Raw genomic sequence first — 17,531 nt, 5'->3', positions numbered from 1 at the left:
CGAAACACCAATGCAACGAGGAGAAACTTCATGCCGATACGAGATCGAGCGTTCGCTCACGCCTCTCTCCGGACGATCGCGGCAGCCGCGCTCGTCGCCGTGAGCGCGACCGCATCCGCCGCCAATCTCGGCTTCCTGAACAACACGCCGATCACCTACATGAAGCAGCGCGACCTGCAGGCGCTCAACAAGGCCGCGCAGATCGCGCTCAACACGAAGCAGGACGGCGAATCGCTCGACTGGAACAACGAGGGCACGGGCAACACGGTCCCGATCAACGGAACGGTGACGCCGCAGGAAACCTTCGAATCCGGCGGCCTCAAATGCCGCAAGGTCACGCTCGTCGCACACGCGAAGGGACAGACGCAAACCTGGATCCCGACCGCATGCAAGCAGAGCGACGGCACGTGGAAACTCAAGAAGCAGTGACGAACCGGGCAAGCGATCGATGACCTCGCGCACCGTATCGTGCGGCGTGGTCATCCTCAACGAACAGGGCGACGTGCTGCTCTGTCACGCGACCGAAACCACGCACTGGGACGTGCCCAAGGGCGCCGCCGATCCGGGCGAAAGCCCGCGCGAGGCGGCGTTGCGCGAGCTCGTCGAGGAGACGGGCATCGTGCTGCCCGCTGAACGTCTGAAGGATCTCGGGCGCTTCGTCTATCGCCGCGACAAGGATCTGCATCTGTTCGCGGTGCGCGTTTCCGCCGAGGAAGTGCAGCTCGAAAACTGCGTGTGCGAATCGTTTTTCCCGCGCTACAGCGACGGCACCATGATTCCGGAGATGGATGCGTATCGCTGGGTCAGTCCGGCGGATGTCGATCAGTTCGCGAGCCGCAGTCTCGCGCGGCTCTTTCAGACCACGCTCTCGCTCGCCGAACTGCACGAGACGCTTTGACCGGCGCGATCAGTCGATCGTGCGGTCGTTGGGATTGGCGAAGAGCGCCTTCATTTCCGGCGACATCGGGAATTGCAGGTTGATGCCGTCGGGGGGAATCGGGCGCATGAACCACGTCTCGTAGAGCTTCGTGGCTTCGCCCGAGCGCTGCATGCCGGCGATCACGTCGTCGACGATGCGCTTGAACACCGGGTCGCCCTTTCTCATCATGCAGCCGTACGCTTCGTTCGCGAGCGGTGCGCCCGTCACCGTGTATTCATTGCGCGCCGCGCCTTCCTGCGCGATCTTGCCGTAGAGAAGCGGATCGTCCATCACGAACGCGACCGCGCGATCCGACTTCAGCGCGGCGAACGCCTCCGCATGATCGCGCGCGCTGATGATGCGCAGGTTCAGCTTCCTGTCGATGCTCATCTGCCGCAGCATGCGCTCGTCCGACGTGCCCGCCGTCGTCACGACCGTCCTGTTCGCGAGATCGTCGTAATCGCGGATGCCCGACTTCTTCTTCACGGCCATGCGGATGCCGTACTGAAAAAAGCTGTTCGAGAACGCGACGAGCGGATCGCGATCGGCCACATGCGCGGTCGAGCCGCATTCCAGATCGACCTGATTGTTCACGACATAAGAGATGCGGTTCGCCGACGTGACCATCACGTTCTTGACCGCGAGGTTCGGCATCTTGAGGCGCTTCCTGATGTCGTCGACGACCTTCAGTGCGATGTCGTACGAGTAGCCCACTGGCTGCTGCTTCACCGTGTACGAAAACGGCACCGACGATTCGCGCGTGCCCAGCACGATCGCGCCGTTCTCGGCGATCTTGCGCAGCGTCGCCGACGGCGGCATCTGATCGACGCTGGCTTGGGCCGTCGCCAGTTCGGCGCTCGTGGCGGCACCCGCGCCGGCGGATGCGAACAGCAGCACGGAGGCGAGGGCGGCGCTTCGTTGGGCCCGTGTGCGGCGCGGCGCGAAGGAATGCGACTGCTTCATGTTCTCCTCGTTGGAAGCGGCGTATGGCCGGGCCGCCAGACACGACGAGGGCGCCGCGCGGCGCCCTCGTCGCATCGATGTCAGGCCGGCTTGCCCCAGCTGTCGCGCAGGCTGACGATGCGGTTGAACACGGGCTTACCCGGCTGCGAATCCACACGGTCCGCGACGAAGTAGCCGTGCCGCTCGAACTGGAAGCGGTCTTCGGCGTTCGCATCGCGCGCGCTCGGTTCGAGATAGGCGTTCACGACGCGCTTCGAATCCGGATTGAGCGCGTCGAGGAACTCCGCGCCGCCCGCGCCCGGCTGCGGTTCCTTGAACAGACGGTCGTACAGACGCACCTCGGCCGCATAAGCGGTCGCCGCGCTGACCCAGTGGATCGTGCCCTTCACCTTGTAGTTGTTCGCGCCTTCGGTGCCCGACTTGCTGTCCGGGAAGTAGTTGCAGTGCACGGCGATCACGTTGCCGTTCTCGTCCTTGTCCGCGCCCGTGCATTCGACGATGAAGCCGTACTTCAGACGCACCTTGTTGCCGGGGAAGAGGCGGAAATAGCCCTTCGGCGGCGTTTCCTGAAAGTCCTCGCGCTCGATCCACAATTCGCGCGAGAACGGGAACGTGCGTACGCCGCGATCCGCATGATGCGGATGCACCGGCGCGCTGCATTCCTCGCTCTGTCCTTCCGGATAGTTGTCGATGATGAGCTTCAGCGGATCGAGCACGGCGATCGCGCGCGGCGCTTTCTCGTCGAGATCGTCGCGCAGTGCGCCTTCGAGAATGCTCATGTCGATCCATGAATCGACCTTCGTCACGCCGACGCGCTCGACCATCAAACGAATGCTTTCCGGCGTAAAGCCGCGGCGACGCACGCCGACGATGGTCGGCATGCGCGGATCGTCCCAGCCGTCGACGTGATTGTCCTGCACGAGCTGCAGCAGCTTGCGCTTGCTCGTGATCGCGTAGGTGAGGTTCAGGCGCGAGAACTCGATTTGTTGCGGGAGCGGACGCTGAAACACGCCGTCGTCCGCGAGCTGCGCGAGGAACCAGTCGTAGAGCGGCCGATGATCTTCGAACTCCAGCGTGCAGAGCGAGTGCGTGATGTTCTCGATCGCGTCCGACACGCAGTGCGCGTAGTCGTACATCGGGTAGATGCACCACGTATCGCCGGTACGGTAATGATGCGCGAAGCGGATGCGGTAGATGACCGGATCGCGCATGTTGAAGTTCGGCGACGCCATGTCGATTTTCGCGCGCAGCACGTGCTCGCCTTCCTTGAACTCGCCCGCCTTCATGCGGCGGAAGAGGTCGAGGTTTTCTTCGGGCGAACGATCGCGATACGGCGAGTTGATGCCGGCTTCGGTGGCCGAGCCGCGCGTCGCGCGCATCTCTTCGGCCGTTTGACTGTCGACGTACGCCTGGCCCTTCTTGATGAGCATTTCGGCGTATTCGTACAGCTTGTCGTAGTAGTCGCTCGCGAAATAGCGGTGCTCGATGCCGTTCTTGTTCCAGTCGAAGCCGAGCCATTTCACGGCGTCGATGATCGAATCGACGTATTCGACGCTTTCCTTCTCGGGATTCGTATCGTCGAAGCGCAGATGGCACACGCCGCCGTAATCCGCGGCGAGGCCGAAGTTCACGCAGATGCTCTTCGCATGGCCGATATGCAGATAGCCGTTCGGCTCCGGCGGAAAGCGCGTCTCGACCCGCTGCGACCATTTGCCGGAGCGGTTGTCGTCTTCGATGATGTTGCGAATGAAATTGGATGGCGCCGGAGCGTCGTTGCGATCGGTGTTCATGCGGAAAAAGTGGCAGCGGATGCGCTCGCGCGCGTGATCGGTTCGGGAAGCGCTCGATGAAACTCGAAACGCGTACGAAGGCCTTGAATATTGGGTCGATTCTACCTTACGCAACCGTCCGGGGCAGGCCGCGGCGGCGTATGAGGAAGCGCTCGCGCTTTGTTTCGCCGGGCGGTTCCAGCCGTCGCGCCGTTTCGCGAGTTCCGTTACATGGTTTACGTGCCGCGGCACGCCTCGTAACCGCCGTAACGGGACGTAAATCGCGTTGAAAGGCGCGCGCGCGGGCTCTTAAGATCGGCTCGCGTGCATCGAGCGCGCCGGTTCCGGGGGCACGCTCGAGCGCCAGGCACAACACATCACAACGACAACACAAGGAAGCCCATCATGAAGAAGATCGCCCTCACGACGCTCAAATTCGCCGCCGCAGCCGCGCTCGTATCGAGCCTCGCCGCCTGCGCAAACGTCTCGCGTCAGCAGGCTCACGCGGGCGTCGGCGCGGCCGCCGGCGGCGCGCTCGGGTATCTGGTCACGGGCGGGCCGATCGGCACCGTCGCGGGCGCGGCGGCGGGCGGTCTGATCGGCGCGGGCGTTCGATAAGGGTTCAGATCGCCTTCTTTTCCCGCAATCGCGCGATTTTCGCTTCGTCGTAGCCGAGCACGTCGGCCAGCACGCTCGACGTGTGCTCGCCTAGCAGCGGCGGATGCGTGCGCGCTTCGGGCGGCGTCGCGCTCATCTTGATCGGGCTCGCGACGAGTTTCACGGTGCCGGCCGTCGGATGCGGCAGATCGATCTGCATCCTGCGCGCGAGCACTTGCGGATCCTCGAATACTTCGCCGAGATCGTTGATCGGCCCGCACGGCACGCCCGCCGCCTCGAGCTCGGCGATCCATTCGTGCTTGCCTTTCAGACGCACCATGTCCGCGAGAATCGGCACGAGCATGTCGCGGTTGCGCACGCGCGACGGATTCGCCGCGAAACGCGCGTCGTCGGCCAGCTCGGGGCGTCCGCCCGCTTCGACGAACTTGCGGAACTGCCCGTCGTTGCCCACCGCGACGATGATCCAGCCATCGCTCGTCTGGAAGGTCTGATACGGCACGATGTTCGGATGCGCGTTGCCCCAGCGCACCGGCGGCTTGCCGCTCGCGAGAAAATTCGTGTTCATGTTGGCGAGCATCGCGACCTGCACGTCGAGCAGCGCCATGTCGATGTATTGGCCCTCGCCCGTGCGGTCGCGGTGCGCGAGCGCGGTGAGCACGCCGATGGTCGCGTACATGCCGGTCATCAGATCGGCGATCGCCACCCCCGCTTTCTGCGGACCGCCGCCGGGCTGGCCGTCGCGCTCGCCGGTGATGCTCATGAATCCGCCGATGCCCTGCACGATGAAATCGTAGCCCGCGCGCGACGCGTACGGCCCCGTCTGCCCGAAGCCCGTCACCGAGCAATAGACGATGTCCGGCTTCACGGCCTTCAGCGACTCGTAGTCGAGCCCGTACTTCTTCAGTTGCCCGGCCTTGTAGTTTTCGAGGACGACATCGCTTTGCGCGGCCAGTTCGCGCACGATCTGCTGGCCTTCGGGCGTGGCGATATCGACCGTCACCGAGCGCTTGTTGCGGTTCGCCGCGAGGTAGTACGCGGCTTCGTGCGTGTCGTTGCCCTCGGGCGTCTTGAGGTAGGGCGGGCCCCAGTGACGGGTGTCGTCGCCGGTTCCGGGCCGCTCGATCTTGATGACGTCCGCGCCGAAGTCGGCGAGCGTCTGCGCGCACCACGGTCCCGCCAGCACGCGGGTCAGGTCCAGCACGCGAATATGGCTCAAGGCTCCCATCGATGTGTCTCGCTACGTTGTGTCTCCGGAGTGCGACTGTCGCACAGAACCGCGGCGTGCGCGATAGCGCGGGCGTCCGCATCGCCCGGGCGCGCGCGGCGAATCCCGTATAATCGACAATCACCCTTGTTCCGCCGGCAGCCTGCGAAATCAGCTGCCCGCGGGCGCCATCAAAGAACCGAAGACACGCCCCGTACGCTATGAAAGCCGCCGAAATACGCGAGAAATTCCTGAAGTTTTTCGAATCGAAGGGCCATACGATCGTGCGTTCGTCGAGCCTCGTGCCCGGCAACGACCCGACGCTGCTCTTCACCAACTCGGGCATGGTCCAGTTCAAGGACGTGTTCCTGGGCAGCGAATCGCGTCCGTATTCGCGCGCGACGACCGCGCAGCGCAGCGTGCGCGCGGGCGGCAAGCACAACGATCTGGAGAACGTCGGCTACACCGCGCGGCATCACACGTTCTTCGAGATGCTCGGCAACTTCTCGTTCGGCGATTACTTCAAGCGCGACGCGATTCACTACTGCTGGGAACTGCTGACGAAGGTCTACAACCTGCCGGCGGAAAAACTCACGGTCACGGTCTATCAGGAAGACGACGAAGCCTTCGATATCTGGGCGAAGGAAATCGGCGTGCCGGTCGAGCGCATCATCCGCATCGGCGACAACAAGGGCGCCCGTTACGCATCGGACAATTTCTGGCAGATGGCCGACACCGGCCCGTGCGGTCCGTGCTCCGAAGTGTTCTACGACCACGGCCCGGAAATCTGGGGCGGCCCGCCGGGATCGCCCGAAGAAGACGGCGACCGCTTCATCGAGATCTGGAATCTCGTGTTCATGCAGTTCAATCGCGACGCGCAAGGCAACATGACGCCGCTGCCCAAGCAGTGCGTCGATACCGGCATGGGCCTCGAACGTCTCGCCGCGGTGCTGCAGCACGTGCACAGCAACTATGAGATCGACCTGTTCCAGAATCTCATCAAGGCCGCGGCGCGCGAAACGAACACGCCGGACCTGGAAAACAACTCGCTGAAGGTGATCGCGGACCACATCCGCGCATGCTCGTTCCTGATCGTCGACGGCGTCATTCCCGGCAACGAAGGCCGCGGCTACGTGCTGCGCCGCATCGTGCGCCGCGCGATCCGTCACGGCTACAAGCTCGGCAAGAAGGGCGCGTTCTTCCACAAGCTCGTCGCGGATCTCGTCGCGGAAATGGGCGCGGCGTATCCGGAACTCACCGATGCGCAACAACGCGTGACCGACGTGCTGCGTCAGGAAGAAGAGCGCTTCTTCGAGACCATCGAGCACGGTATGTCGATCCTCGAAGGCGAACTCGCCGATCTCGAAAAGAAGGGCGTGAAGCAACTGGACGGCGAACTCGCGTTCAAGCTGCACGACACCTACGGCTTCCCGCTCGACCTCACGGCGGACGTGTGCCGCGAGCGTGGCGTGACCGTCGACGAACCCGCGTTCGACGACGCGATGGCGCGTCAGCGCGATCAGGCGCGCGCGGCCGGCAAGTTCAAGCTGGCGGCGGGCCTCGAATACTCGGGCGCGAAGTCCACGTTCCACGGCTACGAAAAGGAAATCTTCGACGACGCGAAAATCCTCGCGTTGTACGTCGAAGGCGCATCGGTCAATGAAGTGAAGGACGGCCAGCAAGCGGTCGTCGTGCTCGATCACACGCCGTTCTATGCCGAATCGGGCGGCCAGGTCGGCGATCAGGGCGTGCTCGCGAACGCAAGCGTGCGCTTCGCCGTCGCGGACACGCTGAAAGTGCAGGCCGATGTCGTCGGTCATCACGGCACGGTCGAGCAGGGCACGCTCAAGGTCGGCGACGTCGTGAAGGCGGAAATCGACGGCGTGCGCCGCGCCCGCACCGCGCGCAATCACTCGGCCACGCATTTGATGCACAAGGCGCTGCGCGAAGTGCTCGGCGGTCACGTGCAGCAGAAAGGCTCGCTCGTCGATGCGGACAAGACGCGCTTCGACTTCGCCCACAACGCGCCGATGTCGGACGAAGAAATCCGTCGCGTCGAGCAGATCGTCAACAACGAGATCATCGCGAACGCGCCGGGCGTCGTGCGCGTGATGCCGTACGACGACGCGGTGAAGGGCGGCGCGATGGCGCTCTTCGGCGAGAAATACGGCGACACCGTGCGCGTGCTCGATCTCGGCTTCTCGCGCGAGCTGTGCGGCGGTACGCACGTGCAGCGCACCGGCGACATCGGCTTCTTCAAGATCGTGATGGAAGGCGGCGTCGCGGCGGGCATTCGCCGCGTCGAGGCGATCACCGGCGACAACGCCGTGCGCTACGTGCAGGAACTGGATCAGCGCATCAATGCGGCGGCGGGCGTGCTGAAGGCGCAACCGTCCGAACTCACGCAACGCATCGCGCAGGTTCAGGAGCACGTGAAGTCGCTGGAGAAGGAACTGGGCGCGCTGAAATCGAAGCTGGCGGCGAGCCAGGGCGACGAACTCGTCTCGAAGGCCGTCGATGTTTCCGGCGTGCAGGTGCTCGCCGCGCAACTCGAAGGCGCGGACGTGAAGACGCTGCGTGAAACCGTCGACAAGCTCAAGGACAAGCTCAAGAGCGCGGCGATCGTGCTTGCATCGGTCGATGGCGGCAAGGTCAGCCTGATCGCGGGCGTGACGCCGGACGCGTCGAAAAAGGTGAAGGCGGGCGAGCTCGTCAATTTCGTCGCGCAGCAGGTCGGCGGCAAGGGCGGCGGCCGTCCCGACATGGCGCAGGCAGGGGGCACGGAGCCGGCCAATCTGCCGGCCGCGCTGGCCGGCGTGACCGGATGGGTGCAGCAGCAGCTTTAAGCGTTCATCGCTTCTGACAAAACGGCTCGATCGGACGAAGATCGGGCCGTTTTTCTTTACACGCTGTCAGGTATGGCGCGTGCGTCTTCCCGTGAAGTTCCATCAACACAAGGGAGACGACATATGAATCGCAGACTCGCATCGATCATTCTGGCTTCGACGATGCTCGCAGCAACGGGCGCCGCGCAGGCGAAGGGCTGTCTGAAGGGCGCGGCGGTCGGCGGCGTCGCGGGACATGTCGCGGGCGGACATGGCACCGCGGGCGCGATCGGCGGCTGCGCGATCGGCCATCACGAAGCGAACAAGAAGGACAAGCAGGCGCAACAGGCGCAGCAGGCCAACGCCGCGAGCGCGCCGAACACCAAGTAGGCGCACGCGGTTCGGAAGGCGATGAACCGCTAAAATGGCCCGATTGCCGGCGCGCGCGATGACGTTCGATGTTTTAGCGCCCGCGCGCGCCGCGTTCAAAAACCGGCCATCACAGCGACCCCATGACAGCGCCCACGGACCCGATCCAACACTTCGCCTCCGACAACTACGCAGGCATCTGCCCGGAAGCGCTCCAAGCGCTGATCCAGGCCAACACGAGCGGCCACGAACCCGCCTATGGCGACGATTCGTGGACCACGCAAGTCTGCGACCGCATCCGCAACCTCTTCCAGACCGATTGCGAAGTCTTTTTCGTCTTCAACGGCACGGCGGCGAATTCGCTCGCGCTCGCGTCGCTCTGTCAGTCGTATCACTCGGTGATCTGCCACGAACTCGCGCATATCGAAACCGATGAATGCGGCGGCCCCGAATTCTTCTCCGGCGGCTCGAAGCTGCTCACCGCGAAGGGCGAGAACGGCAAGCTCACGCCCGACGCGATCGAGGAACTCGTCACGAAGCGCTCGGATATCCACTATCCGAAGCCCAAGGTCGTCTCGCTCACGCAGGCGACGGAAGTCGGCACCGTCTACACCGTCGAGGAGATCCGCGCGATCGCGGCCATCGCCAAGCGGCGGCATCTGAAGATCCACATGGACGGCGCGCGTTTCGCGAACGCGGTCGCGACGCTGAACGTGCATCCGTCGGAGATCACGTGGCGCGCGGGCGTCGATGTGCTGTGCTTCGGCGGCACGAAAAACGGTCTGCCGGTGGGCGAGGCGGTCGTGTTCTTCGACAAGGCGCTCGCCGCCGATTTTGCCTATCGCCTGAAGCAGGCCGGGCAACTCGCCTCGAAGATGCGCTTCATTTCCGCGCCGTGGCTCGGTCTGCTCGACGACGACGTCTGGCTGCGCAACGCGCGTCACGCGAACGCGATGGCATCGCTGATGGCCGAGCGCCTCGCCGGCATTGCGGGCGTGTCGCTGCTCTTCAAGCCCGAGTCGAACGCGGTGTTCGCGGAGTTGCCGGCGCACGTCGCGGCGGCGCTGCGCGCGAAGGGCTGGCGCTTCTATCAGTTCATCGGCTCGGGCGGCTGCCGTCTGATGTGCGCGTGGGATACGCAGCGGGGGACCGTCGAGCGCTTCGTCGATGAAGTGCGCGCCTTGTCGGCGTCGATCTAACCCCGATTGACACTTCCGGCGTGCGGTTTCAACATGGCCGCACCTCTTTTATCGACGCTGACGCCATGGCCTTCATCTTCTATCTGACCCACATTCATCTCGGCTACGACGCGCTACAGACGCTGCAAAGCGAATGCGCGCGCATCGGGATGAAGCGTCCGCTCGTCATCACCGATAAAGGCGTGAAGGCAGCGGGGCTTGCCGATCGCGTGATCGAAAGCGCGCGGCTCGGCGCGCTGCCGGTGTTCGACGACACGCCGTCGAATCCGACCGAAGCGATGGTCATGCAAGCCGCCGCGCAATACAAGCGCGAAGGCTGCGACGGCCTGATCGCGGTGGGCGGCGGCTCATCGATCGATCTGGCGAAGGGCGTGGCGATTGCCGCGACGCACGACGAGCCGCTCACGACCTACGCGACGATCGAAGGCGGCAGCGGCAAGATCACCGAGCGCGCGGCGCCGCTGATCGCGGTGCCGACCACGTCGGGCACGGGCAGCGAAGTGGCGCGCGGCGCGATCATCATCCTGAACGACGGGCGCAAGCTCGGCTTCCATTCGTGGCATCTGCTGCCGAAATCGGCGGTCTGCGATCCGTCGCTCACGCTCGGCCTGCCGCCGCCGCTCACCGCCGCGACCGGCATGGACGCGATCGCGCATTGCATCGAAACGTTTCTCGCGCCCGCGTTCAATCCGCCCGCCGACGGCATCGCGCTCGATGGACTCGAACGCGCGTGGGCCAACATCGAGCGCGCGACGCACGACGGCCAGGACCGCGACGCGCGTCTGAACATGATGTCCGCGTCGATGCAGGGCGCGATGGCGTTCCAGAAGGGCCTCGGCTGCGTGCATTCACTGTCGCATCCGCTGGGCGGGCTGGCGGTGAACGGACGCACGTCGCTGCATCACGGCACGCTGAACGCGGTGGTCTTGCCTGCCGTGCTGCGCTTCAACGAAAGCGCGCCGACGGTCGTCGCGGACCGGCGTTTCGCGCGCATGCGCCGCGTGATGAATCTCCCCGATAACGCCGATGTCGCGCAGGCCGTGCACGACATGACCGCGCGCCTCGGCCTGCCGACGCGTCTGTCGCAGATGGGCGTCGACGAAAGCATGTTCGACAAGGTCGTGAAGGGCGCGCTCGCGGATCACTGCCACAAGACGAACCCGCGCGAGGCGAGCGCCGACGATTATCGACGCATGCTGATGGAGTCTCTCTGAGCGATGAGCAAGCCGGTCCCGACCACGCGCGCCGATTACGCGCACTTCCTGCCGATCAGCACGCGCTGGTCGGATAACGACGTCTACGGCCACATCAACAACGTCGTCTACTACAGCTACTTCGATACGGTCGTGAACGAGTATCTGCTGCGCGCGGGCGTGCTCGATTTCAGCGAGGGCGCAACCATCGGCCTCGTCGTCGAGACGCGCTGCAATTTCTTCGCGCCGGTCGTGTTTCCCGAACCGATCGAGGCGGGCTTGCGCGTCGAGAAGCTCGGCAATACGAGCGTGCGCTACGAAGTCGCGATCTTCACGCAAGGCGCGGACGAAGCCGCCGCGCAGGGGCATTTCGTGCATGTCTACGTGGATCGCGTGACGCGCAGGCCGGTGCCGCTGCCCGCGCCGCTCGTCGATGCGTTGAAGCCGCTCATCACCGGCTGAGGGTCGCGTTTTGCTTCAGTGGTTTTGCGTGAGTCTGCTCAACGGCGTGAGCGTGGGATTGCTGCTGTTCATGCTGTCGGCGGGACTCACGCTGATTTTCTCGATGCTCGGCGTGCTCAACTTCGCGCACGCGAGTTTCTACATGCTCGGCGCGTATGTCGGGCAGGCGCTCGCCGCGTACGGCGGATTCTGGTTCGCGCTCATCTGTGCGCCATTGATCGTTGGCGTTGCCGGGGCCTTGTTCGAGCGCCTGCTATTGAGGCGCGTCCATGCGCGCGGCGCGCTCGCCGACATGCTGCTGACCTTCGGCGCGGCCATCGTCATCGGCGAGGGCGTGAAGCTCGTCTGGGGACTCGGGCCGTTGCCCGCCGCCGTTCCGCGCGTGCTCGACGGACCGCTTTTCATGCTGTACGGCGCATCGTTCGCGCGCTATCGCGTGTTCATGATGACGGTCGCCGTCGTCATGCTCGGCGCGCTGTGGCTCGTGTTGCGTACATCGAAAACGGGGCTCATCGTGCGCGCGGCGCTTACGCATCCCGCGACCGTCGAAACGCTCGGCCACGATGTGCCGCGCGTCTTCACGATGGTCTTCGCCGCCGGCACCGCGCTCGCCGCGCTCGCTGGCGTGATCGGCGCGCCGCTCGCCGTCATCGAACCGGCGATGGCCGATGCGATGGGCCCGATCGTGTTCGTCGTCGTCGTGATCGGCGGGCTCGGATCGCTCGGCGGCGCGCTCGTCGCGTCGCTTCTGATCGGCTGCGTCCAGACCTTCGCGGTCGGCGCGAGCGCGACGGCGGGCGGCATCGCGGCATCGCTCGGCGTGACCTTGCCGCCTGCGTGGAGCGCGTTGACGGTCGCGCAACTCGCGCCCGTGCTGCCGTATCTGCTGCTCGTCGCGATGTTGGCCGCGCGGCCGCGCGGGCTTTTCGGCGAGCGCACGCGCGATGCTTAAGGTCTTCATCGCGCTGATCGTCGCGCTCGCGCTGCCGCCGCTCGTCGTCGATCAATCGTGGCTGCTCGCGTATCTCGCGCAGACGGCGACGCTCATCGTCCTCGCGCTTTCGTACAACCTGTTGCTCGGCGAGACGGGTTTGCTCTCGTTCGGGCACGCGGTCTATTCGGGTCTCGGCGCGTTCGCCGCCGCGCATGCGTTCGCTCGATTCGGCGTGCCGTTGCCGTTACTGCCGATGATCGGCGGATGCGCGGCGATGCTCGTCGCGGTCGTTTTCGGCGCGATTTCGACGCAGCGCGCGGGCACGTCCTTCGCGATGATCACGCTGGGCTTGAGCGAACTCGTCGCCGCATGCGTGTGGCTCGTGCCGGGGTGGTTCGGCGGCGAGGGCGGCGTGACGATCGATCGCGCGAGCGGGCCTTCGTTCTTCGCGATGACCTTCGGGCCGCCGCGCGAGGCGTATGCGTTGATCGCGTGCTGGTGCGTGATATCGGCGGTCGCGATGTTCGCGTTTTCGCGCACGCCGATGTGCCGTCTCGCCAACGCCGTGCGCGACAATCCCGCGCGCGCCGCCGCGATCGGCTTCGCGCCCGCGCGCGTGCGCTTGCACGTGTTGATCGTGTCGGCGTTTTTCGCGGGCATCGCGGGCGTGCTGGCGTTGATCAACGTCGAGCTGGTGTCGTCGGAGAGCGTCGGTCTCGCGCGATCGACGAGCGCGCTCGTCGCGACCGTCATCGGCGGCGCGGGCACGTTCGCCGGGCCGGTCGTCGGCGCGGTGCTGCTCACGTTCTTCAGCGTCGGGCTCGCGAGCGTCAGCACCGCGTGGCCGATGTATCTCGGGCTCTTGTTCATGTGGGTCGTCGTGGCCGCGCCGGAAGGCGTCGCGGGCCTCGTTCGGCGCGATGCGCGGTCCTTGTGCATCGGCATGCTGAGCGCGATCGCGTGGGGCGTCGCGGTCGTCGTGCCGGTCGAAGCGCTTTACGCCGGACGAACCGATGCAGGCGCGTGGATCATCGCGTTGCCGTGCGCGTTGCTGGGCTTGTGGCTCGCGCGACGCACGAGGACCGCGCGATGAACGCGGCGCTCGAATTGCATGGCATCGTCAAGCGCTTCGGCGTGACGCGCGTACTGCGCGGCGTCGACTTGCAGGTCGCTGCGGGCGAGCGGCACGCGCTCATCGGACCGAACGGCGCGGGCAAATCCACGCTCTTCGATCTGATCTCGGGACGCACGCGGCCCGACGATGGACGCATCGTCGCGAGCGGAATCGATATCACCGGCAAGCCGCCGCAACGCGTATCGCGCTCGCTTGCCCGCAGCTTTCAGACGACGAGCGTGTTCGGCGGCTTGTCCGTGTTCGAGAACCTGCGTTGCGCGGCGCTCGGCGCGGCATCGTCGCGGCTTGTCGATCGATGGCTGCCTTCGCGACGAATCGACGAACGCGCGCACGCGATGCTCGATGCCATCGGCCTTGCCGCGCGCGCCGACGAACTCGCGGCACGCCTGACGTACGCGGAGCAACGCGCGCTCGATCTGGGCATCGCGCTTGCCACCGATGCGCCGCTGATCTTGCTCGACGAGCCCACCGCCGGCATGAATCGCGCGGAGGCGACTCGCGCGCTCGAACTGATTCGCGCGACGACGGAAGGGCGCACGCTGCTCGTCATCGAACATGACATGGATGCGGTTTTCGGCCTCGCGGATCGCATTTCGGTGCTCGTGCAAGGGCGCGTGATCGCCACCGATACGCCCGCTGCGATACGCGCGAATCGCGCTGTTCAGGACGCGTATCTCGGTGGAGTCGCGTCATGAAGGCGCAGTTGCGTATCGACGATTTGCGCGCGTGGTACGGCGCGGCGCAAGTGCTGCACGGCGTGCACCTGTGCATTGACGAAGGCGAAGCGGTGGCGCTTGTCGGCCGCAACGGATCGGGACGATCGACGCTCGCGAAAGCCATCATGGGACTCGTGCGATGCGCGGGCGACATGCGCTATCGCGATGTTCAGCTCGTCGGCTTGAGGGCGCATCGCATCGCGCGGCTGGGCATTGGTTACGTGCCCGAAACGCGCGATGTGTTCCCTGCGCTCACGGTGCGCGAAAATCTCGTGCTGGGCGAAAGAAGGGGCACGCGTTTTAGGTTGCGCGATGCTTATCGGCTGTTTCCCGTGCTCGAAGAACGCGCGTCGGTGAAGGCGGGCGCGCTGTCGGGCGGCGAGCAGCAGATGCTCGCGCTCGCGCGCACGTTGACGGGCGATCCGTCGCTGGTCGTCATCGACGAACCGGGCGAAGGGCTCGCGCCGCAAGTGCTCGCGGAAGTGGCCGCGTGTCTCGCGATGCTGCGCAACCGCGGCGTCGCGACGCTGCTGATCGAAGAGCGATTGACGATCGCGCGCACGCTCGATGCGCGCGTCGCGGTCATGGGGCATGGGGCGATACAGTTCGATGGGACGATCGAGACGCTCGCGCGCGATGAAGCGATCTCGCGGCAATGGCTGTCGGTCGGTGGCACGTTCGATTCGAGTCAATATGCCTGAAGTTCCTGCGTATGCAGGCAGCGAAGCACGGTCGCTCGATGGAGGAAGAGGCTCGCGACATTCTGCGGACAGCTCTTTGGACAGAACCGGCGCAAGGAAAGAATCTTGTCGAATCGATTCGTGGCCGCATCGATCCGCTTGGCGGAGTCGAGTTGGAGCTTCCCAAGCGCGAGGCGATTCGTAACCCGTCGGGGTTCGATGAATGATCGTTCTAGATACCAACGTCCTTTCCGAGTTGCTGCGTCCGGCGCCGGAACAGCGCGTTTTGACATGGCTCGCCAACGAGCCGCGTTCGGCACTGTTCACCACGACTGTCACGCGTGGAGAAATTCTCTATGGAATATGGTCGATGGCCGCAGGTATCAGGCGGCAGCGCCTATGGGACGCCACGCGGATCATCTTCAGTGAAGATTTCGCTGGCCGTCTGCCGAGTTTCGATAACGATGCAGCCGATGCGTACGCGGAAATCGCTGCGTCGAGAAAGAGCATCGGCACCCATTAGTCAGTTCGACGCGACGATCTTCGATCCCTGGAACGCGTAGTGCAGCGAATGCCGCGACATGCGGCATTCGCCTTCCCGCTCGCTTAACCCTGCGCCTTGCTATCCCTCTCCACGATCCACTCATGCTTCGGATCGTTCTTGAAGTGCCACGTCCGCTTGTCGCCGGCCATCACGTTCAGATAGTAGTTATCGTAGCCATACGGCACGACCACCGGATGATACCCACGCGGCACCATGACGACATCGTGATCCTCGACGGCCATCGTTTCATCGAGATCGCGTTCATCGGTATAGACGCGCTGAAACGCGAAGCCTTGCGGCGGATTCAGTCGATGGTAATACGTCTCTTCGAGCGAGCTTTCGACGGGCACATTGTCCTGATCGTGCTTGTGCGGCGGATAGCTCGACGCATGTCCGCCCGGCGTGCGCACTTCCACGACCAGCAACGACTCGGCATCTTCCGTTTGCGGAAGAATGTCGCACACGTAGCGCGTATTCGCGTTCTTGCCGCGCGTCGAGCGCTTCATTTGCGATGGCTCGATGAGACGCGGCGGAAACTCGCCCTTCGCGGGCGCGCTCGCGACGCCGATCTGCGCATCGCGTTCCGCACGCACGATGGCGGCGAGCTTCGGCGGCACGTAGACGGCATACGGGGCGGCGTCTTCGAACACGCTGTCGCGCGAGCCGATCGACTGATAATGCTCGTCGCCCGCTTCGACGCTCACCGTGCCCGTCAACACGACGATGCAGCTTTCGCGATCCGCGTCGTAGACATGCACGACATCGCCCGCATTCAGGCGATACGCCGCGAAGCCGACGTGCTTCCAGCCCGCGGAATCGGGCGTGACGCGCGCGATGGTTTGTCCTTCGCGCGATGCTTTCACTAGCAGGCTCATGCTGCCTCCTTGAATGTTGCGTCGACGAGCGTACGCAGCGTGCGATAGCCCTTGTCGGCGTATGCGTAGCTCGGCGCGATCACCGGATCCTGTTCCGCTTCCACGACGAGCCAGCCTTCGTAATCATGGTTTGCGAGACACGCGATGATGCCCGGATAGTCGACGCAGCCATCGCCGGGCACGGAGAACGCGCCGTTGATGACCGCATCGAGAAAGCTCCAGTTGCGATTGCGCGCGAGCTTCACGATTTCGGGGCGCACGTCTTTGCAGTGGACGTGGCATACACGAGCGATGTGCTTTTGCAGCACGCTCAGGGCATCGCCGCCCGCGAACGTGATGTGTCCCGCGTCGAACAGCAGGCCGACCGAATCGTTGGTGAGCGCCATGAGGCGGTCGACGTCGGCGGGCGTTTCGACATACGCGCCCATGTGATGATGATAGGCGACGCGCACGCCGCGCGAGAGGGTGTATTCGGCGAAGCGGTTCAGGCGGTCTGCGTACCCGGTCCATTGCGCATCCGAGAAAAAGCGCGGACGTTGATAGAGCGGTTTTGGCGCGCCCTGGATCGAGTTGGCGACCTCGCCGTAGACCATTACGGTCGCGCCGTTTTGCGCGAGCAGGTCGAGATGGGGGCCCGCGGCTTCGATTTCTTCTTCTGCGCTGCGTTCTGCGAGTCGGCCCGAGTACCAGCCTGAGACTAGCGCTAGCTCGTACTGCGCGAGCAAGGCTTTTAGCGCTTGCGGTTCGCGAGGGAACTTGTTGCCTAGCTCGAAGCCTTCATAGCCGATCTGTTTTCCTTCCGTCAGGGCGGTGGAGAGAGGCGTCTCGCCGCCGAGCGAAGGCAGGTCGTCGTTCATCCATGACAATGGATTGATGCCGATGCGTATCTTTTTCAAAGGCATGATGTTGGGGTTCTCCTTTTTGCTTTTTGCTTTTTGCTTTTTGCTTTCGCTTTCGCCGGATCCCGGTTTCGCGTCGGTCTATTAGCACTGCCCCTGTGCGGGGCGGCAGTCACTTTCTTTGCTGCTGCAAAGAAAGCAACTGTATTGAGCGTCAAGGGTTGAGTTGGTAAGGATCATGGTTTTGGGGGATTCCAAGTTGTGCCGTCGCGCATCATGGCGTTGAG

Annotated in this window: 19 protein-coding genes; 14 read left to right on the top strand and 5 right to left on the bottom strand. The window is 64.5% G+C overall.

Translation table 11 applies throughout. The annotated features are described in order from the left end of the window. Positions 1-30 precede the first annotated feature (30 nt). Together QCE49_RS08915 and QCE49_RS08910 are read left to right on the top strand one after the other, a co-directional pair. Positions 31-429, top strand: coding sequence for an RT0821/Lpp0805 family surface protein (locus QCE49_RS08915; protein WP_008342001.1), 399 nt, complete (start codon positions 31-33; stop codon positions 427-429). Positions 430-448: 19 nt separating this feature from the next. Beyond that, on the top strand, positions 449-898 hold the full coding sequence (locus QCE49_RS08910; protein ID WP_250458326.1) for an NUDIX hydrolase: 450 nt from the start codon (positions 449-451) through the stop codon (positions 896-898). A gap of 9 nt (positions 899-907) precedes the next feature. On the opposite strand, the gene QCE49_RS08905 is transcribed toward QCE49_RS08910, so the two are convergent. Both QCE49_RS08905 and QCE49_RS08900 read right to left on the bottom strand, forming a co-directional pair. After that, positions 908-1,882 carry a transporter substrate-binding domain-containing protein gene (locus tag QCE49_RS08905; RefSeq protein WP_008341999.1) on the bottom strand — a complete coding sequence of 325 codons (975 nt, stop codon included), beginning with the start codon at positions 1,880-1,882 and terminating at the stop codon, positions 908-910. An 80-nt stretch (positions 1,883-1,962) separates the two neighbouring features. After that, positions 1,963-3,672, bottom strand: coding sequence for a glutamine--tRNA ligase/YqeY domain fusion protein (locus tag QCE49_RS08900; protein WP_008341998.1), 1,710 nt, complete (start codon positions 3,670-3,672; stop codon positions 1,963-1,965). 384 nt (positions 3,673-4,056) lie between these two features. Here QCE49_RS08900 and QCE49_RS08895 point away from each other — a divergent pair, with 384 nt between their 5' ends. Continuing rightward, positions 4,057-4,269 carry a hypothetical protein gene (locus QCE49_RS08895; RefSeq protein ID WP_008341996.1) on the top strand — a complete coding sequence of 71 codons (213 nt, stop codon included), beginning with the start codon at positions 4,057-4,059 and terminating at the stop codon, positions 4,267-4,269. 4 nt (positions 4,270-4,273) lie between these two features. Here QCE49_RS08895 and QCE49_RS08890 read toward each other — a convergent pair whose 3' ends face one another. After that, entirely contained in the window at positions 4,274-5,494 is a 1,221-nt protein-coding gene (locus QCE49_RS08890; protein WP_175982533.1) for a CaiB/BaiF CoA-transferase family protein, read from the bottom strand. Between the two features lie 200 nt (positions 5,495-5,694). Here QCE49_RS08890 and alaS point away from each other — a divergent pair, with 200 nt between their 5' ends. The 11 genes from alaS to QCE49_RS08835 all read left to right on the top strand — a co-directional run bounded on the left by alaS (position 5,695) and on the right by QCE49_RS08835 (position 15,509). Continuing rightward, positions 5,695-8,319: an alanine--tRNA ligase gene (gene alaS / locus QCE49_RS08885; protein ID WP_008341992.1), complete on the top strand. Its 2,625-nt coding sequence runs from the start codon at positions 5,695-5,697 to the stop codon at positions 8,317-8,319. A gap of 123 nt (positions 8,320-8,442) precedes the next feature. Then, positions 8,443-8,688, top strand: coding sequence for a hypothetical protein (locus tag QCE49_RS08880; protein WP_008341990.1), 246 nt, complete (start codon positions 8,443-8,445; stop codon positions 8,686-8,688). 143 nt (positions 8,689-8,831) lie between these two features. Next, positions 8,832-9,866 carry a low specificity L-threonine aldolase gene (locus tag QCE49_RS08875; RefSeq protein ID WP_244808126.1) on the top strand — a complete coding sequence of 345 codons (1,035 nt, stop codon included), beginning with the start codon at positions 8,832-8,834 and terminating at the stop codon, positions 9,864-9,866. A gap of 65 nt (positions 9,867-9,931) precedes the next feature. Beyond that, positions 9,932-11,080 carry an iron-containing alcohol dehydrogenase gene (locus QCE49_RS08870; RefSeq protein ID WP_250439987.1) on the top strand — a complete coding sequence of 383 codons (1,149 nt, stop codon included), beginning with the start codon at positions 9,932-9,934 and terminating at the stop codon, positions 11,078-11,080. Between the two features lie 3 nt (positions 11,081-11,083). Continuing rightward, positions 11,084-11,521: a thioesterase family protein gene (locus QCE49_RS08865; RefSeq protein WP_008341987.1), complete on the top strand. Its 438-nt coding sequence runs from the start codon at positions 11,084-11,086 to the stop codon at positions 11,519-11,521. A gap of 70 nt (positions 11,522-11,591) precedes the next feature. Then, complete coding sequence (locus tag QCE49_RS08860; RefSeq protein WP_051996832.1) at positions 11,592-12,473, top strand: branched-chain amino acid ABC transporter permease; 882 nt, start codon at positions 11,592-11,594, stop codon at positions 12,471-12,473. After that, the gene (locus QCE49_RS08855; RefSeq protein WP_250458327.1) at positions 12,466-13,548 is read left to right on the top strand and encodes a branched-chain amino acid ABC transporter permease; all 1,083 of its coding nucleotides are present in this window, start codon (positions 12,466-12,468) and stop codon (positions 13,546-13,548) included. The genes QCE49_RS08860 and QCE49_RS08855 overlap by 8 nt, the downstream gene beginning before the upstream one ends. Beyond that, complete coding sequence (locus QCE49_RS08850) at positions 13,545-14,285, top strand: ABC transporter ATP-binding protein (protein WP_250434930.1); 741 nt, start codon at positions 13,545-13,547, stop codon at positions 14,283-14,285. The genes QCE49_RS08855 and QCE49_RS08850 overlap by 4 nt, the downstream gene beginning before the upstream one ends. Next, complete coding sequence (locus QCE49_RS08845; RefSeq protein WP_250458328.1) at positions 14,282-15,007, top strand: ABC transporter ATP-binding protein; 726 nt, start codon at positions 14,282-14,284, stop codon at positions 15,005-15,007. Before QCE49_RS08850 ends, QCE49_RS08845 begins: the two co-directional genes overlap by 4 nt. Before the next feature lie 11 nt (positions 15,008-15,018). Then, positions 15,019-15,213 carry a FitA-like ribbon-helix-helix domain-containing protein gene (locus QCE49_RS08840; RefSeq protein WP_250458329.1) on the top strand — a complete coding sequence of 65 codons (195 nt, stop codon included), beginning with the start codon at positions 15,019-15,021 and terminating at the stop codon, positions 15,211-15,213. After that, the gene (locus QCE49_RS08835; RefSeq protein ID WP_239295554.1) at positions 15,210-15,509 is read left to right on the top strand and encodes a PIN domain-containing protein; all 300 of its coding nucleotides are present in this window, start codon (positions 15,210-15,212) and stop codon (positions 15,507-15,509) included. Before QCE49_RS08840 ends, QCE49_RS08835 begins: the two co-directional genes overlap by 4 nt. Before the next feature lie 83 nt (positions 15,510-15,592). On the opposite strand, the gene iolB is transcribed toward QCE49_RS08835, so the two are convergent. Both iolB and iolE read right to left on the bottom strand, forming a co-directional pair. Continuing rightward, the gene (gene iolB, locus QCE49_RS08830) at positions 15,593-16,405 is read right to left on the bottom strand and encodes a 5-deoxy-glucuronate isomerase (protein WP_008341974.1); all 813 of its coding nucleotides are present in this window, start codon (positions 16,403-16,405) and stop codon (positions 15,593-15,595) included. Beyond that, positions 16,402-17,307, bottom strand: coding sequence for a myo-inosose-2 dehydratase (gene iolE, locus QCE49_RS08825; protein ID WP_250458330.1), 906 nt, complete (start codon positions 17,305-17,307; stop codon positions 16,402-16,404). Before iolE ends, iolB begins: the two co-directional genes overlap by 4 nt. Positions 17,308-17,531 lie beyond the last annotated feature (224 nt).

The organism is Caballeronia sp. LZ008 (assembly GCF_031451435.1).
GTDB lineage: Bacteria > Pseudomonadota > Gammaproteobacteria > Burkholderiales > Burkholderiaceae > Caballeronia > Caballeronia zhejiangensis.
This window is presented reverse-complemented; position numbering and strand designations above follow the sequence as displayed.

Coding starts and splice junctions, on each gene's coding strand:
- QCE49_RS08915 (WP_008342001.1), top strand. CDS start 31: ATGCCGATACGAGATCGAGCGTTCGCTCACGCCTCTCTCCGGACGATC.
- QCE49_RS08910 (WP_250458326.1), top strand. CDS start 449: ATGACCTCGCGCACCGTATCGTGCGGCGTGGTCATCCTCAACGAACAG.
- QCE49_RS08905 (WP_008341999.1), bottom strand. CDS start 1,882: ATGAAGCAGTCGCATTCCTTCGCGCCGCGCCGCACACGGGCCCAACGA.
- QCE49_RS08900 (WP_008341998.1), bottom strand. CDS start 3,672: ATGAACACCGATCGCAACGACGCTCCGGCGCCATCCAATTTCATTCGC.
- QCE49_RS08895 (WP_008341996.1), top strand. CDS start 4,057: ATGAAGAAGATCGCCCTCACGACGCTCAAATTCGCCGCCGCAGCCGCG.
- QCE49_RS08890 (WP_175982533.1), bottom strand. CDS start 5,494: ATGGGAGCCTTGAGCCATATTCGCGTGCTGGACCTGACCCGCGTGCTG.
- alaS (WP_008341992.1), top strand. CDS start 5,695: ATGAAAGCCGCCGAAATACGCGAGAAATTCCTGAAGTTTTTCGAATCG.
- QCE49_RS08880 (WP_008341990.1), top strand. CDS start 8,443: ATGAATCGCAGACTCGCATCGATCATTCTGGCTTCGACGATGCTCGCA.
- QCE49_RS08870 (WP_250439987.1), top strand. CDS start 9,932: ATGGCCTTCATCTTCTATCTGACCCACATTCATCTCGGCTACGACGCG.
- QCE49_RS08865 (WP_008341987.1), top strand. CDS start 11,084: ATGAGCAAGCCGGTCCCGACCACGCGCGCCGATTACGCGCACTTCCTG.
- QCE49_RS08860 (WP_051996832.1), top strand. CDS start 11,592: ATGCTGTCGGCGGGACTCACGCTGATTTTCTCGATGCTCGGCGTGCTC.
- QCE49_RS08855 (WP_250458327.1), top strand. CDS start 12,466: ATGCTTAAGGTCTTCATCGCGCTGATCGTCGCGCTCGCGCTGCCGCCG.
- QCE49_RS08850 (WP_250434930.1), top strand. CDS start 13,545: ATGAACGCGGCGCTCGAATTGCATGGCATCGTCAAGCGCTTCGGCGTG.
- QCE49_RS08845 (WP_250458328.1), top strand. CDS start 14,282: ATGAAGGCGCAGTTGCGTATCGACGATTTGCGCGCGTGGTACGGCGCG.
- QCE49_RS08840 (WP_250458329.1), top strand. CDS start 15,019: ATGCAGGCAGCGAAGCACGGTCGCTCGATGGAGGAAGAGGCTCGCGAC.
- QCE49_RS08835 (WP_239295554.1), top strand. CDS start 15,210: ATGATCGTTCTAGATACCAACGTCCTTTCCGAGTTGCTGCGTCCGGCG.
- iolB (WP_008341974.1), bottom strand. CDS start 16,405: ATGAGCCTGCTAGTGAAAGCATCGCGCGAAGGACAAACCATCGCGCGC.
- iolE (WP_250458330.1), bottom strand. CDS start 17,307: ATGCCTTTGAAAAAGATACGCATCGGCATCAATCCATTGTCATGGATG.